Origin of the sequence: Hymenobacter glacialis, from assembly GCF_001816165.1 — a bacterium.
In the GTDB taxonomy this organism is placed as follows: domain Bacteria; phylum Bacteroidota; class Bacteroidia; order Cytophagales; family Hymenobacteraceae; genus Hymenobacter; species Hymenobacter glacialis.
The window spans coordinates 77,661-92,234 of record NZ_MDZC01000028.1; the positions used below are offsets into that span (position 1 = coordinate 77,661).

19 protein-coding genes are annotated in these 14,574 nt (G+C 55.6%); 15 read left to right on the plus strand and 4 right to left on the minus strand.

The window, feature by feature from the left end; all coding sequences use genetic code 11:
- Positions 1-190 precede the first annotated feature (190 nt).
- Positions 191-1,633 (minus strand): T9SS type A sorting domain-containing protein, encoded by a 1,443-nt coding sequence (locus tag BEN48_RS18580; protein WP_125932455.1) that lies wholly within the window; start codon positions 1,631-1,633, stop codon positions 191-193.
- Between the two features lie 895 nt (positions 1,634-2,528).
- Entirely contained in the window at positions 2,529-2,672 is a 144-nt protein-coding gene (locus BEN48_RS19000; protein ID WP_158010090.1) for a hypothetical protein, read from the minus strand.
- A 405-nt stretch (positions 2,673-3,077) separates the two neighbouring features.
- On the opposite strand from BEN48_RS19000, the gene BEN48_RS03385 reads away from it, so the two are divergent.
- The 3 genes from BEN48_RS03385 to BEN48_RS03395 all read left to right on the plus strand — a co-directional run bounded on the left by BEN48_RS03385 (position 3,078) and on the right by BEN48_RS03395 (position 5,936).
- Positions 3,078-3,941: an SDR family NAD(P)-dependent oxidoreductase gene (locus BEN48_RS03385; RefSeq protein WP_070732931.1), complete on the plus strand. Its 864-nt coding sequence runs from the start codon at positions 3,078-3,080 to the stop codon at positions 3,939-3,941.
- A 106-nt stretch (positions 3,942-4,047) separates the two neighbouring features.
- Positions 4,048-5,460 (plus strand): hypothetical protein, encoded by a 1,413-nt coding sequence (locus BEN48_RS03390; RefSeq protein ID WP_070732933.1) that lies wholly within the window; start codon positions 4,048-4,050, stop codon positions 5,458-5,460.
- 77 nt (positions 5,461-5,537) lie between these two features.
- A complete protein-coding gene (locus BEN48_RS03395) occupies positions 5,538-5,936 on the plus strand; it encodes an NmrA family NAD(P)-binding protein (RefSeq protein WP_083320715.1) in 399 nt (132 codons plus the stop codon).
- Here the strand turns inward: BEN48_RS03395 and BEN48_RS03400 are convergent.
- Together BEN48_RS03400 and BEN48_RS03405 are read right to left on the minus strand one after the other, a co-directional pair.
- Positions 5,930-6,295: a transposase family protein gene (locus tag BEN48_RS03400; protein WP_241502156.1), complete on the minus strand. Its 366-nt coding sequence runs from the start codon at positions 6,293-6,295 to the stop codon at positions 5,930-5,932. The two genes, BEN48_RS03395 and BEN48_RS03400, sit on opposite strands and share 7 nt — an antisense overlap.
- 41 nt (positions 6,296-6,336) lie before the next feature.
- Positions 6,337-6,828 (minus strand): hypothetical protein, encoded by a 492-nt coding sequence (locus BEN48_RS03405; RefSeq protein WP_070732938.1) that lies wholly within the window; start codon positions 6,826-6,828, stop codon positions 6,337-6,339.
- Between the two features lie 149 nt (positions 6,829-6,977).
- Between BEN48_RS03405 and BEN48_RS03410 the strand changes: the two genes are divergently transcribed.
- The 12 genes from BEN48_RS03410 to BEN48_RS03465 all read left to right on the plus strand — a co-directional run.
- Positions 6,978-7,433, plus strand: coding sequence for a Rossmann-fold NAD(P)-binding domain-containing protein (locus tag BEN48_RS03410; RefSeq protein ID WP_193408649.1), 456 nt, complete (start codon positions 6,978-6,980; stop codon positions 7,431-7,433).
- A 287-nt stretch (positions 7,434-7,720) separates the two neighbouring features.
- Positions 7,721-8,458 carry a DUF4142 domain-containing protein gene (locus tag BEN48_RS03415; protein WP_070732942.1) on the plus strand — a complete coding sequence of 246 codons (738 nt, stop codon included), beginning with the start codon at positions 7,721-7,723 and terminating at the stop codon, positions 8,456-8,458.
- 42 nt (positions 8,459-8,500) lie between these two features.
- Entirely contained in the window at positions 8,501-9,304 is an 804-nt protein-coding gene (locus tag BEN48_RS03420) for a DUF5602 domain-containing protein (RefSeq protein ID WP_070732944.1), read from the plus strand.
- Between the two features lie 530 nt (positions 9,305-9,834).
- On the plus strand, positions 9,835-10,368 hold the full coding sequence (locus BEN48_RS03425; protein WP_070732946.1) for an NUDIX hydrolase: 534 nt from the start codon (positions 9,835-9,837) through the stop codon (positions 10,366-10,368).
- 251 nt (positions 10,369-10,619) lie between these two features.
- Positions 10,620-11,192 carry a hypothetical protein gene (locus BEN48_RS03430; protein WP_070732948.1) on the plus strand — a complete coding sequence of 191 codons (573 nt, stop codon included), beginning with the start codon at positions 10,620-10,622 and terminating at the stop codon, positions 11,190-11,192.
- 202 nt (positions 11,193-11,394) lie between these two features.
- Positions 11,395-11,622 (plus strand): type II toxin-antitoxin system Phd/YefM family antitoxin, encoded by a 228-nt coding sequence (locus tag BEN48_RS03435; RefSeq protein ID WP_070732950.1) that lies wholly within the window; start codon positions 11,395-11,397, stop codon positions 11,620-11,622.
- Positions 11,622-11,885, plus strand: a complete 264-nt coding sequence (locus tag BEN48_RS03440; protein ID WP_070732952.1) for a Txe/YoeB family addiction module toxin — start codon at positions 11,622-11,624, stop codon at positions 11,883-11,885. The genes BEN48_RS03435 and BEN48_RS03440 overlap by 1 nt, the downstream gene beginning before the upstream one ends.
- 270 nt (positions 11,886-12,155) lie before the next feature.
- On the plus strand, positions 12,156-12,320 hold the full coding sequence (locus tag BEN48_RS03445; RefSeq protein ID WP_206599810.1) for a hypothetical protein: 165 nt from the start codon (positions 12,156-12,158) through the stop codon (positions 12,318-12,320).
- Complete coding sequence (locus BEN48_RS03450; RefSeq protein WP_070732956.1) at positions 12,317-12,733, plus strand: type II toxin-antitoxin system VapC family toxin; 417 nt, start codon at positions 12,317-12,319, stop codon at positions 12,731-12,733. The genes BEN48_RS03445 and BEN48_RS03450 overlap by 4 nt, the downstream gene beginning before the upstream one ends.
- A gap of 234 nt (positions 12,734-12,967) precedes the next feature.
- Positions 12,968-13,393 carry a hypothetical protein gene (locus BEN48_RS03455; RefSeq protein WP_070732958.1) on the plus strand — a complete coding sequence of 142 codons (426 nt, stop codon included), beginning with the start codon at positions 12,968-12,970 and terminating at the stop codon, positions 13,391-13,393.
- A gap of 221 nt (positions 13,394-13,614) precedes the next feature.
- A complete protein-coding gene (locus BEN48_RS03460) occupies positions 13,615-14,091 on the plus strand; it encodes a hypothetical protein (RefSeq protein ID WP_070732960.1) in 477 nt (158 codons plus the stop codon).
- Positions 14,091-14,574: transposase (locus BEN48_RS03465; RefSeq protein ID WP_141764576.1), on the plus strand; the 484-nt coding region annotated here is incomplete at its 3' end. The genes BEN48_RS03460 and BEN48_RS03465, both read left to right, overlap by 1 nt.

Consider the following 14,574-nt stretch of genomic DNA (forward strand, 5'->3'; position numbering starts at 1 on the left):
GGGGAAAACAGGGCTTAAATCATGAATTTACGATGGAAATCGAAGTCATAGTAACGAGTTGCAAGATGTAACGGCCAACTAATGGACTCTTCAAGGTCTTCGGACGCACTACTTAAGCAACCTGGGCCCGCTGAGTAACGCATGTGACGCGTTACTCAGCGGGCCCAGGTTGCTTAAAATCTGCTTTCGGTTATTTCACTATTCGCTGGCTGAACAGGCCCATGCTTGTCTTCAGCCGCACAATGTATACCCCCGCGGGTAGCATATGCATGTCCAGCGTCCAGCGCCCTTCCTTGATAGCAGGGAATGGTACGGATTGCACCCGGCCCAGGATATCAACTACCTGTAACGCGTCAGTGCTCATTACCTCGGCCGGCAGGTTGCTACTTGCCACCCATTGCTGGTCCACGTTGCCCGGATACACATCCAGAGCGCCATTGCCCACGCTGCTTAGTTTCACTGCCCGAACCGGGGAGTAACTAAAGGTAGCGTCCAGGTCGACTTGTTTCAGGCGGTAGTAGCAGTAGCTGGTGCCCGTCAGGGGCTTATCATCTACCACCTCGTAGTCTATGCGGCCCGTTGAGTGGCCGGCGGCGGGTACTGTACGAACGGCCTGGAAATCCTTGCCATCGGCTGAGCGCTCGACCACGAAGTTGGCGCTGTTTTTCTCGGTGGCCGTGGCCCATTTAAGGCTAACTTTCTGCTGATTGCTGGCAATAGCCGTGAATGAAACGAGTTCAACAGGCAGTGGTTTGCAAAAGCTGGGCGCCTCGGCATCACAGGCTTGCTCGTTGGCGTTGGTACCTGCAACAGGCCCATTGTTGCAATTCACGATTTGTGGCGCTTCGGTAAATCTACCTCTTATGCATACCGATAGTACGCCCGCGGCACAATTTCTTAGCAGATGTGTGGTGGCCCCATTCCCACCAAAAACACAGCCTTCTACCGTCAACGTAGGAGGTCCCTGTCCTGCAAATGCGTTGTTAGTATTGCAAAGAGTGTTATTGGCGCCTCTATCGGAAAGGTCAAGATGACCTCCGACATTAATAGTGCCGTCGTCAATGATGTTCGAAGTAAGGAGAACAAGATTACATGCGGTGGTAAGAGTGGCGCCTGAAGCAACATTAACAGTTCCCTTCCTGATGGTTAGTGTGTTCAATTTTACAGTGGCACCACTTGAGAGCTTCAGGTTAGTTGCAGCCAACGAGGTGGTACCATTGCCCAACACGAGGTCATAACCTGTACCCATTAGTTTGCTGCCTTCTCCCAGAACCAGTGAGCCACGACTCGAAATTGTAAGGTTGCCACCGTCGGCAATTGTGAGCATTTTATCAGCAGCCACCGTGAACGTGCCATCATTGATAATAAGGTTGCTACGAGCACCTATTACGAGATTATCTGAGAGCGTGATATTATGGCCGCTGATATCAATAGTTACACCGAGCAGGGTACGTACTGGGATATCAGGGCAAATACCTCCATCCAACGTCATGCCAGTTACTTCCCACGTGTTAGAGTCGAAAAAACCGCCATCACTCGTGGCTCTGTAAGTGCACTGCTGAGCCAGCGCCGGCGCTGAAAGCCAACCGGTAAGAGTAATAAGTATCAGAAAAGTGCGGAGAAATGATTTCATAGCAGTAGTAATTATGGGTGTGAGTGTGTCTTATGCATTTCACTATTGCTAATATACGAGAATTTTACTTATGATGCAACTTCATGTTTGATTAATACAAAATATGTATCGCCTTTAAACTTCGTTTGTTGTTATGTTCATTTTTTCTTGTATCTGTCCATGAAGAAAAAAGTTCATTTTTTAGTTTATTTTTAACTGTTGGAGGAGTAGGAGAGTAAGAAATAGCATAGCGTGAAGGACAGACTAAAAAGTTTGCCTAAGACTGCGTGAGTACACATGATTTTATAATGTATTAATTTGACAATCAGCGTATAGCATTGAATAATAATGCGTGTTATTCAAACAGTTAATAGAATAAAAGGTATATGAATCAAGAGCAACGCCTGATTCTTAATACCGAGTTATGCTTAAAAGACCGAGCGTGGAGCACAACTTCTAATAGTCTTCTGGATTCAACCTGACGATAGTGGGATAACTTGGCATGCTGAAAAAAAACACGTGATATTGTAAAAATGATACGCTTATATAAGGAGTCATTATCCTTTACCTCAACAGTAGTACTGGCCTGCTCTAGCGGCTAATCTGGTTACTGCATCATCTAGCTTATACAGACAATTGTCGGAGCCAGAGTGAGGAGGAGACATGATGAGCCATGCTCAGGAAATCGTTGGCCGTTTTGTCATAACTAGGTAGCAATCGGCGGAACTGCGTAAGGCGGCTGGGGAAGCGCTCGGCTTAATTCCGGTCGAAGTACAGGTTGCTTGAATGGGCCGAAAGACTGCACGGCTCTTTTTGGTGGAAATAACGCCATGCACGTCCAGCGCCTGCACAGCGCTCACCACGGCACTTGTATAATGAATACTGCCAGCCAGCGCGTTGGCAGCGCACTCAGCGGCTAGTAAGTCCGCTGAGTGCGGCGGCAATTGGCCTGCTGGCCTGGCCCGGGTACCACTCGCAACGGATGGCCTTGCGCGTCGGCCACCACGTGCCGCTTGGTGGTCAGCTCGCCGCGACTGCGGCCGAGGGCTTTGTTCCCCACAAGGTTTTTGCCGCTGCCCGCTGCCTGCGCGTGAGACAGCACTACGGTCGAATTCCGGGCATCACCAAGTCCAGTTTGGGTTCCTGTACGGCCTCGAATAAGCGTTGCCGAATGCCTTTTGGGGCCCAGCGTCGGCTGTGCTTGCGCAGCGTGTCATGCTTGCCGAAGTGGCCCAGCAGCACGCACTATGCAAACCGGTGGCAGGCAACCCAAACACCGCGTTGAGAAAGCCCCGGCTATCCGCCCACGTCCTTCCAACGTTACCTGCTTTACCGGATAAATGGGGCACTACCGCAGGTATGCCCGGTCATTAATTCCATTAATACTGCCCCTAAACGCAAGGATAATGGTCCCTAAACCCATGAAATCTGCCCGCTCCTCGATAATTCCCCTACCTTACACCGCATGCAGACTTCCCTTCCGGCCCTGGTCATCACCGGCGTTTCGAGCGGCCTGGGCCTGGCCACGGCCCGCGCTTTTCTGGCCCGGGGCTACTGGGTGTTCGGCAGCGTGCGCACCCCCGTCGATGCCGCCCGCCTGCAGGCCGAGCTGGGCGACAACTTCGCCCCGCTGCTGTTTGACGTAACCGATGGCCCCGCCATTGCGCAGGCAGCGGCCGACGTGGCGCGCCAGCTGGCCGGCGAGCCCCTGCGCGGGCTTATCAACAACGCCGGCATTGCCCTGGGCGGGCCGCTGCTGTACCAGCCCATGGACGTGGTACGGCAGCATTTTGAGGTGAATGTGCTGGGACTGGTGCAGGTAACGCAGGCGTTTTTGCCGCTGCTCGGAGCTAGGCCGGATTTCCAGGGGCAGCCCGGCCGCGTCATCAACATCGGCTCGGTGAGTGGGCAGGTGGCCTCGCCGTTTATGGGCGCTTACGTGGGCACCAAATTTGCCCTGGAGGGCCTCTCGGCTACGTGGCGGCGTGAGTTGCAGCTGTTTGGCGTGCCCGTGGTGCTCATCGGCCTGGGCGTGACCAAAACGCCCATCTGGGACAAGGGGATGGACTTGGAGCCGTACCGCGACACGCCCTACCATGGGCCCGCGCAGCGCTTCGCCACCTTCGTGAACCGCACCCGCAACCAAGGCCTCACGCCGGAGTACGTGGCCGGGCGCCTGGTGCGCATCCTGGAAACGCCCCGGCCCCGACTGCGCTACAGCATCGCGCCCGACCTGCTGCGAAGCTGGCTGATACCCAAGCTGCTTCCAGACCGCCTTTTCGATTGGATGCTGGGCAAGGGCCTTGGGCTGCTGCCGTCGAAAAAGTAGCCCAGCAGGCCGAACGCCCCTTGGCCGGTAGCATCAAAAAATCTGGGTGCTGAGGCAACGTGTGCTACTTTTAGCACCCTCCCACTGATTGCCACTACCTCATCACATGAAGCACCTGCTACTGCTCTACCCCACCTTTTTCTGCGCCGCGCAAGTTGCGTGCGCTCAAAGTATTCGCTTCGAAAAAGACTCCCTTGCACAAGTTTTTGCCAAAGCGCGACAACAGAACAAGCCGGTTTTCGTGCTGCTGGCTATGCCGCCTGCCCCCGCCAACCTGCCGGACGCTCTCAAAAAGTCGCGCAACACCTCAGGGCTGAATACCCCGGCCGTGGTCAGTGCACTCAACAAGGGGTTTTTGAGCAGAGAACTGGCGTTTGGCTCCCGCGAAAGTGCTGCCCTAGTCCAGCAGTACAAGGTTTCGCAGTGGCCCACTTACCTGTACTTCAACCCCGACGGCAGCTTGCTTTACCGCCGCTCCGGCAACGCCAACGCCGGGCAACGCTACCTGCAGGACCTGGAAGCTTTCCAACAGGCGCAGGCTGACCCCGCCAACCTTAGTCGCCTGCAGGAGGAGTTTGAGAAAGGGAATAGGTCACCAGAATTTCTTCGGCGGTACGTTGCCAAACGGCGGCAGCTGGGCCAGCTTGTGGAAACCACTTTGCTCGAAGCCTACGTGGAGGCACTGCCCGTGAAGGCATTGGACCAAGGCGCTGAAGTGCTTTTTATTCTGGAAAACGGCCCTGTGCTGGGCAGCAAAGCCCAGCAGCTGACCCGCCTGAACATGAAGGTGTACGATAGCCTGTACCGAACGCTGCCGCTGGCGCAGCGCGTGGCCATCAACCGAACCATTATCACCAACACCATGGCGCAGGCCATTGCAACGAAAGACCGCGCGCTGGCTACTAAGGCGGCCGATTTTTCGCGGGCCAGCTGGAACACAAACCACCAACGCGGCATGGCGGCTTACGAAAGCAATATGCTGCAATTTTACCGTAGCACGAAAGACACCGCTGCTTACCTGCGTTCGGCCGTGAGTTTTTATGAACGCACTTACTACAACTTGCCCGCCGATTCGGTGAAGAAGGCGCTGGCCGTCATGCAAGCTTCCCGGCAGGAGCAGGCGGCCAACCGCCAACGTCTAGTTCAGGCCGCTGGCAAGCCGCCACGCATGCCATCCGACAGCAGCGGCCGCGTCACAACTATGGCCCGGGCCGTTGGAACGGGTGGGGCGTCGGCTTTCTTTTTGCAGGAACTGAACAACGGCGCCTGGAGCATCTACCAAACCGGCACCCGCAACAGCCAGTACTTGCTGCGCGCCATGCAATGGAGCAAACGCACCGTCGACCTGGACCCTACTTCCCACCACTACGACACGCTGGCCCACTTGCTCTACCGCTTGCGGCTCTTCAGCGAAGCCGAGGCCATGCAGCGGCAAGCCGTGGCCGTGGCTCGCCGGGAAAAGGCTGCCACCGGAATGTATGAGCAGGAACTGCAGAAGATTCAGAAGCGCACGCTCTAAAATTGGTGCCTAGTACTCGCCCCGCTAATCAAACGTGCGGCCACGCGTTGCCCAAGTCCACGCACAACACTCCAACTTTGACGACACCCGCTACAACACCGCAACCCGGCGCCAGTGCTACTCCCGCCACCATCGTGCTGGCCGGCGCTACCGGCGACCTGGGCTTTCGCATTGCGCAGGCCCTGCTCCGGCGGGGCGCCGTGGTGCGGGCCCTGGTGCGGCCCGGCAATACCAGGCCCGAAGTAGCGAAACTGCGCGAGCTGGGCGCCGAAGTGGTGGAGGTTGATTTGAACAGCGTTACGGCCCTTACCCAGGCCTGCTCGGACGCAGCCTGCGTGGTGTCGGCCCTGTCGGGGCTGCGCGACGTGATTGTGGACGGCCAGAAGCGCCTGCTCGACGCGGCTGTGGCGGCCGGCGTGCCCCGCTTCATCCCGTCTGATTATTCCATTAGACTTGTTGCACTGAATTATCAATGAGTTAAGCAGAAGTTCCATAGGCCGGCGCATACCTCCAGCGCCACATCAAACTGTTCCAGGTTGTGCATGCGCAGGCGGTCAGACAAAATACGGTACCGTTTTAGGCCACCGATGCTGTGTTCCACTACCACGCGTTTGCGGGCTTGTTGCAAATTGCGAAACTTATTGTTTTTGGTCAATTTCCCGCCGCGCGGTTTCTTCGTTGGCAGAAATAATTTCTCGTATGCATAGGTTTTGCCAAAGTCTTGAAAGCCGGAATCCAAGCGTACCGTCAGGCCGTTAAACCACTGCTTGTCTGGTGGAAAATCCTGTTTCAGCAACGTGAAGTCGTGCATTGCCCCCGGCACCAACCGGCCCACGTAAATCAATTTCCGCTGTGCATCGGCCAGGATGAGGGCTTTTAACGTGTGGCGTTTTTTTTACCACTGTATTGCGCTTTTTGCGCCGCTTTTTCCTGCGGCCGTTGCGTGGCAAATTCGGTGGCATCAACGAGCACGGCCCGCCGTTTAGAAAAGTAGCGCTGCAATTCGGCAGGGGATTGAAATTCGCGTTCGGGCAAACAGTTTGCCAGCCGCAACGCTTCGCGCAACACGGCCAATCCTTCGTCTTGCCGGCGCTTGGCCGTGGCCCCGTCCAGCCCGCAGACCAGCCCGAGCACGTCATAAGTCAGCCCGGATTTGCAACTGAACAAGGTAAAAAAGAGCAAGTCTTCTTCATCTCTCATGCGCGTGCCCGCTGGGTGAATGACCATTCGGTCAGCCAGTTGCACCTCGTGCACGGCCGCATAAGCGCGTCGGAATACAACCAACAGCTGCGCAAAATGGTGCGCATCACACCCCAACGCAGAACGCCACTGACGGGGCGTTTTTAAATCCTGAATGGAAATTTTCATGCCCAAATATCCCGCAGCCTAACCGCTGCAACAAGTCTATTGACTACACCAAGCTGCCCAACGGCTCGAACCGCAACCTGGACCTGCGCCGGGAGTTCAACCAGCGGCTCGACCACGCCCCCATTCAGGCCACATCGGTGCTCAACGGCATGTTTACGGACCTGCTCACCGGCCAGGCGCCGGTGGTGCTCTTCGGCCTGAAGCGCGTGATGTACTACGGCCGCGCCGACCAGCCGCTGGATTTTACCACCACAGCCAACACGGCCGAATTCACGGCGGCGGCGGCGCTGGACCCTACGGCCCCGCGCTACCTGCGCGTGGCCGGGGAGGTGGCCAGCGTGCGCGGCCTGCAGCAGGCCGCCAGCCAGGCCACCGGCCAGCCATTCAAGCTATTGCGAGTAGGTCCGGTGAGCGTGCTGGGCGGGCTGATAAAGGCGACCAAAACCCTGATGCCGACCAGTAACGAAGTGTTTCCGCCCTGGCAGGGCATGCAGTACCTGCACAACATGTTCACGGGCCTGCCCAAGCTCACGCCCCTCGACAATGCCCGCTACCCTGATATTCGGTGGACGTCGGTGCGGGAGGTACTAGCAACCCGGAAATAAGCGCCGATGCTGGGCATTTGCCCTGCTATAAAGTGCAGATTGGGCAGCTCAGCCTTCGTGCAACCGCGCAATTGTAACATACTTACGCTGACTTTTCAGTACCAACAAACGCAGCAACAACACGGGCGTTCAACATTCGTATAGTGAATAGGTTAGCGCTATTTAGCGGGTTTGGTGCTATTGCGATAAAGACCATTTTTTGCGTGTTTGAAATCAGAAAAATACCCACTCGTTCCAGAGTTAGCTATATTATAGCATAATTGCATTTAACTTAAACTTTAATCCGTATGAAAACGATGAAAGTAATTGCCTATTTATTGGTGGCCAGTGCCTCAGTAATCGGCACAGCTTGTAGCAGCACGGAGGCCACCATCAGCAATGCGGGTGGAACCGGCAGCACCGCCGTTTCTGTATCGGATAGCGCCGATGCCACGCGCATGGGCACGGACACAAACCCCACCCCCGACGCCAACTCCGGCATGGCCAACAACGGCGCATTGCCGGGCTCGGGCGCCGCGTCCAGCGACGCAGCCATGGGCACTAGGGGCATGGCCGCTACCCCGGAAATGACCGCCTTCATGGGTACGTTCGCCACCATGAAAGACCCCGTGTTCCTGATGAACGCAGCCAGTAGCAACCTGCTTGAGATTCAGGTGGGCAAGCTGGCTTTGCAGCAGGCCAGCAGGGGGGAGGTAAAGCAGTTCGCCCAAATGATGGTGAGCCACCACACACAGGCCACTCAGGAGCTAAAGAACGTGGCCTCTCCGCTGGGCGTGAAGCTCCCACAAGCTATGATGCCGGCGCACCAGGCCATGCTGGACCAGTTGAAAAGCAAAACAGGCAAAGACTTTGATGAGGCCTACATGGACATGATGGAGACTGCCCACAAGATGGATGTTGCCATGTTCCAAGCAAAGAGTATGACCGCCGAAATGCAAACTGTGAAAGGATTTGCCAATCGGACACTGACCATGCTGCGCTCGCACCAAACTTCAGCTAACAAAATTGAGAAGAAGGTGGATTAACCTGTAGCTTCTTGTGAGGTGGCGCAGCGAAATCAACGTCAATTGCCTGCCATCCTAAGTGGGCTGCTTCTGGCCTGCATTGCTTTGGTGGGGCCCGCTTGCTCCAAACAAGATGCCGTTGAGCCCGTCCTGAGCAGCAGCAGCCAAGGGGAGGCCAAGGCAGACAAAACCAAAACATTTTACGGGCCCGCAAAGCCCATGGGCCAGGGCGTGGGCCGGGCCTGGGTGGAAGTGGGCTCCAATGGCAAGCCCCTTGCCATTGGAATTGACCTTTCTGCCAAATCAATGCTAAGCCAGGGGAGTAGCCCCACGGAGTACACGCTTCAGCTGCCCCACCAGGTAGCCGTGCCCCCCTTCGACCACATCGAGCTTGGGTGGAACCCGCAAGGCCACGAACCGGACCACATCTACACCTTGCCTCACTTCGACGTGCATTTCTACATGATATCCAGCGCGTTTCAGGCTACCATCCCGTTCCTGGCGCCCCCTGCCTTTGATACACAACCAGCTGCGAAATACCTGCCAGCAGACTACTTGATGGGGCCTGGCCTGGTGCCAAACATGGGTGCCCACGCGGTGGATTTACGCTCGGATGAATTTCAGCCTGACGGTGTGTTCACCAAAACCTTTATTTACGGCAGCTACCAAGGCAGACTGACTTTTCTGGAGCCGATGTTTACGCTCAAGTACCTCGAGGAAATGAAAAGTGAGACGATAGAAATTCGCCAGCCCCAGGCATTTGCGCGAGCCGGCTATTACCCTACCACCTATACCATCAGCTACACCTCCTCTCCCAAAGAATACCACATATCCTTAAATAAATTTATCTACCACGAGGCAGAGTAAGGTAACCACCGGTTTACCTGAAGGCCGGCGATAACAGGTGCGCTACGCTTGACAAGCCTGAGACGCCGCCCACCTGCAGGAGCTATGGCCTGATGAGGTCGTTTTAAGCGAGCCCTGGCTCGTGCTTCGGCACGGGTCAGGGCTCTGCTGTGGGCGGCCGCGTCACGCGGCACTTTCGCTGAAAGCAAATCACCACGGCGGCCTTTCATTCCTTTGCAGACTTAGCGCCCCGCCACTGAGCCAGAGCTGAAGGTTTCAGCGTCCTGCCCGGATAGTTTCACCGATGAGGAAACGAAAGCCGCCCCCGTTCCGCGAACTGATGCTGCACCAGAGGGTTTGCGAAGCTCATTTATCGCGCTCCACCGCCATCGCCGGCCCCGAGGGGGGAGGGGAAAAGTTTACTACCGAATATTGCCTTGTCCGCTTTCCATGGCAGGCCCACGCTTGTGCTTTGGCTCTTCATGGAAGGAGTTGGGCTTAAAAGCCATGCGGGTGCTGTACTCCATGGGGGAGGCCACGTATAGCGCCGCATGAGCTCCCCCGTTGCCCTACGCCAATCAGCCGTGCTCGTGCCCGTGTTCCGCAACGCCGCTGGCGAGGCTACGCTCGTGCTGGTACGGCGCGGCGACTTTGGCGTGCACGGCGGGCAGCTGGCATTTCCCGGGGGCAAGCGCGACCCCTCCGATGCCTCGCTGCTGGCCACCGCCCTGCGCGAGACCGAAGAGGAAATCGGCCTGCCCGCCACCGCCATTGAGGTGCTGGCCGCGCTGCCGCCCGTCCAAACCCACACCTCTGGCTTCCACATTGCCCCGTTTCTGGCCCGCGTAGCGCCGCCGCCCACGTGGCGCTTTGCCCAGCCCGAAATAGCCGAAGTGCTGGAAGTGCCCCTGCCGCACCTCACCGACCCCGCCAATGCCGGGCAGGAGCTGTGGGATTTTGCCGGCCATGCGGTGCCGGAGTTGGTTTCCTTCTGGCGAATAGGGCCGCACTACCTGTGGGGCGCCACCCACCGCATGCTGCAGCCCCTGTTGCCGCGCCTGCTGGCAGGGGAGTGGGAGCTGTAGAGTGGGGCGCTGTGGCCGGGGTAAGTCCCATTTAAACAGGAGTTAAATGTTTGGTTAAGGGCAATTGAAATAAAGGAACGTCATGCTCATCTGGCGTCTGCGCAGCCGACGCCAGATGAGCATGACGGCCAGGCGAGCCTATAGCCCCACCAACGCAATGGCAAGCATCTGCCCGGCCTACAACCTCTGGCCCCGCAACACAGTACCACTACATAAACCCCAGGCGTTGGCGCCTGCCTATCTTCCCGCTTATGAGCAACGTGCACGTATTTTCCGCCGATAACGAAACCATCCTATGGAATGCGGTTGCAGCCAGCATTACCCATCAAGGCGACCTGTTTGACTACACCGCCGAGTTGATTCAGGACGGTTACCACATGCAGCTCGATATTGAGATTGACCTAGGCGGCGGCTTCGAGGGCGGTTTCCAGAGCACTACCCTCACTGCCCTGGTGCCCAACCATACCCGCCTGCGCTTTGCCCTGCACGAGCAGGACTGGCTGCATGAGCTGGGCAAGCTGCTAGGCATGACCGATGTGAAGCTGGGCGACCCGGAGCTGGACGCCGCCTTCATCATCACCACCAACAACGAAGCCGCCCTGCGCGAGCTGCTCCTGCCCGATACCGCCCTGCGCCAGACCCTGCTGCGCTACCAGGAGTGCCGCCTCACGCTGGCCCCCACTTCCGACGAGCCCGGCGCCGACGTGCACCTCACCTTCACCAAGGAAACCGCCCTCACCGACCCCGCCCACCTGCGGGAAGTGTACCACGCGCTCTACACCCTGCTGCGCAAAATAGCCCCGCTGCCACCCGCCACCGCGTAGCCGCTTATGAGACGAAAAAGAATAGTCAGTGCGGCCCCCCCACGCCCCGCCGGTCCCGCCTGAGCGAACCCACCGCTTCGGCGTAGCTTCCGCTCCTGCGCCCCCCCGCCCGCTGCCCGCACCGCTGAAAGAAATGGGCGCTTCTTTTGTAGCGGCAAGCAGGCGGCTGGAACTATGCGGAATCTTTGTAGTTTTGAATAGTATGAAATACACCCTCGAAATACCCGACCAGGAAGCGGAGTTTGTGTTGGAGTTGTTGCGGCGTATTACGTCCGTCAAGCTTACGCCCGTAACCAGCAAAGGCAAAAAAGCGGCAATGAATACGACCGAGTATCTGATGAGCACGCGCACCAACCGGGAGCGACTATTGGCTTCGATTGAGCGCTTGGAGCGCGGCGAAGGGGTTCAGCACGACCTTATCGAAGACTAATGCGGCTTTCGTGGGATGAAGACGCGTGGGAGCAATACCTGCACTGGCAAATAACGGATATGGCCATCCTGCGCAAAATCAACGGCTTGCTGAAAGAATGTATGCGTACCCCGTTTGCGGGTACTGGCAAGCCCGAATTGTTGAAAGGCAACATGCGCGGCTATTGGTCGCGCCGAATCACACAGGAGCATCGCTTGGTGTACAAAGTCGCAGGTGAAGAGCTGCTAATTGCCCAATGTCGTTTCCACTACGACGACAAGTAAGCCCTCCCCGGCGCGCCCGCCCCGCCTGACGCCTTCCACGCGCCCCGCCCGAGCGAACCCCGCGCTTCGGCGTAGCTTCCGCTCCTGCGCCACCCGCGCCCGCTGCCCGCGCCGCTGAAGAAACAGGAGCTTCTGCGTAACTTAGCTTTGGAAGCAGCATGGTTTCTTTTCGTCGTTCAGCATCTGCCAAATATGACACCGATACTTGTTTTAGAGCCAACGAATGACTCTGACCTGAACTTGCTTCTGAATCTGGCGCAGCGGCTGGGTGTGAAAGCTACTGCCACGCCTCCGGCTGCTACTATTTCCGAGGAAGAGCGGCGGCGGCGCTTTCTGGCGCTTGCGGGTTCCTGGCAGTCCGACGAGAGCGGGGATGAAATCAATAAGATGCTGATGGAATCGCGGCACTTCCGCGACCGCGACGTAGCGCTATGAGCTTCTATTTGCTGGATACCAACATCTGCATTCATTTCACCAAAAACGAATACGGCATTGTTGAAAAGCTGGACAGCATTGGTTTCGGCAATTGCTTTATCAGTGAGCTGACAATCGCCGAAATGCTGTACGGCGTGGCCAACAGTGCCCTAACCAAGAAGGCCGCCAACCGACTGGCGCTAAATGGGCTGCGCACTGCCTTTGAAGGCCATATTTTGCCCATTGCGGACTGCTTTGAGCATTACGCCGCTGAAAAAACCCGCCTGCGCCGCGCCGGCCGTCCCGTCGATGACTTCGACCTGATGATAGGTTGCACGGCCCTCCGCCATGGTCTCACGCTGGTTACGCGCAACACCCGCCACTTTGCTGATATCTCCGGTTTGGTGCAGGAAAACTGGATTGACAATCCGTAACACCCCACCGCTTCGGCGTAGCTGCCACCCCCGCCCGCTGCCCCCGCCGCTGAAGAAACGGGAGCTTCTGCGTAGCATGTTGCTCCACACCAATACGAGTGCCATATGCTATAGAAATGGATGTTCTGTAAGAAGAATCCATTTAGTGGCAACTGTTTACTGACTTGCAGATATAAACACTAGGTTTTGTTTATATTGCTTTCCGGTTAGTTATAAACATCTAAAAAAATCGACATGAGAGTATTGTTTGTCTTTTTGCTTATTGTCGTACAAACGTTAATAATTAGCGGAAAATGCTATGCGCAACTTGAAGTTGAAGCAGGAGTTAAATACAAGAAGGAAGGCCAAGGATGGTCTGAATACTACTTCCGAAACATCGATTTGATGACGGGGCCAGAATTGAACGCTAGCACAAAAACTAATGATTATAAGTACAGTTCGGATTATGCACTAATCTGGTTTAGCCAACACGAAGTAGCTATTGTTGAACTCAAACAATCCATCCAAACGGATGCCGCACGGCTAATGGGCAATTCGATTTCCAGTTCGGTGCTCAAAATCCATCAACAGTTTTATGGATATCAAATGGAAGGTGTTGATAAGTCCGGCGTCAATTGGAAGTTTTGCTTCTTAACGGAACTGCGTCAACTTTGTCAATAAATTTTTTGTGAAAACATTTCATGTAGAACCATCCGACTATCAGAGCTCCGCAGAGTATCCAAGAGATAATCAAGAGTTTTCGCCCCTGCCCGCTGAAAGAAACTGGAGCTTCTGTGTAGCTTGCCCGTCGCCATCAGATTCTGAGCGTTAAGAATAAGGTTGAGAAAAAGAAATTTTGGAGAGTAATGAATTTTGAATCTTCATTGAACAGATAACCAAAGATGACTGAAGCTGAGAAATACGGACTGTTAGTGAATATAATTGTCCCTGTTGCCTCGGCAATAGGAGCTGCATATGTTTCATTTCGAGTTGCAAAAAGCCAAATTGATGGCGACCGTTTGCTTTTTCTTACGCAGTTAGAATCTGATTCCCAAGCGGAGCGAGATAGAGAAAGTATCAAGGATAAGAACAAGTTAAACAACTTTGTATGGCTATTGAATAACATCATCAAATATGCAACAAAGCAGAATGAAGATTATCTGAAAGTAGTAAAGGGCATAGAGGATAATAAGCTAGGGCAAAATGTGTTCATCTCTTTAGCTTCATCTGATATTGCTAGAATTCTGCAAGTCAATCCCGAAGAAGTATTTCTTGCGCTTATTGCGAAAGCCCGAGATACACAAGAAAATAGGGACCGAGTAAGTAAATTATTTACTGATGTTACGCGGATATTTAGGGGAGTAATTTACGTTTGGTGATGAGTTGCACACTGGATTTGTACACAGATTACCTGATTAGTTCGACGGGTCAAACGTCGGCCACGGGTTTATCACGGCTGATGGATGGGGCCGTGAGTCACGACCAGGTCACGCGCTGGCTGAGTAGTTCGTATCTGGACTCTGAGCAGGTCTGGAAGCAGGCCAAGCCGGTGATTCGCGCGGCCGAGCAGCAGCGGGCGGACGACGACTTTGCGGTGCTACTCGTGGATGATTCCATCCTGGAAAAGGCCCACACGGACCCGAGTGCGTTGATTTGCACCCACTGGGACCATAGCAAGGGCCGCTTCGTCAAGGGCCTCAATTTCGTCAGCCTACTCTACCAGGCCGGCGAGCTGGCCCTGCCCATCGCCGTGGAACTCATCGAAAAAACCGAAGCGGTGGTGGACCCCAAAACGCAGAAAATCAAGGCGAAAAGCAAATACACGAAGAATGAGTACCTGCGGGCCATGCTGCGTGTGGCCC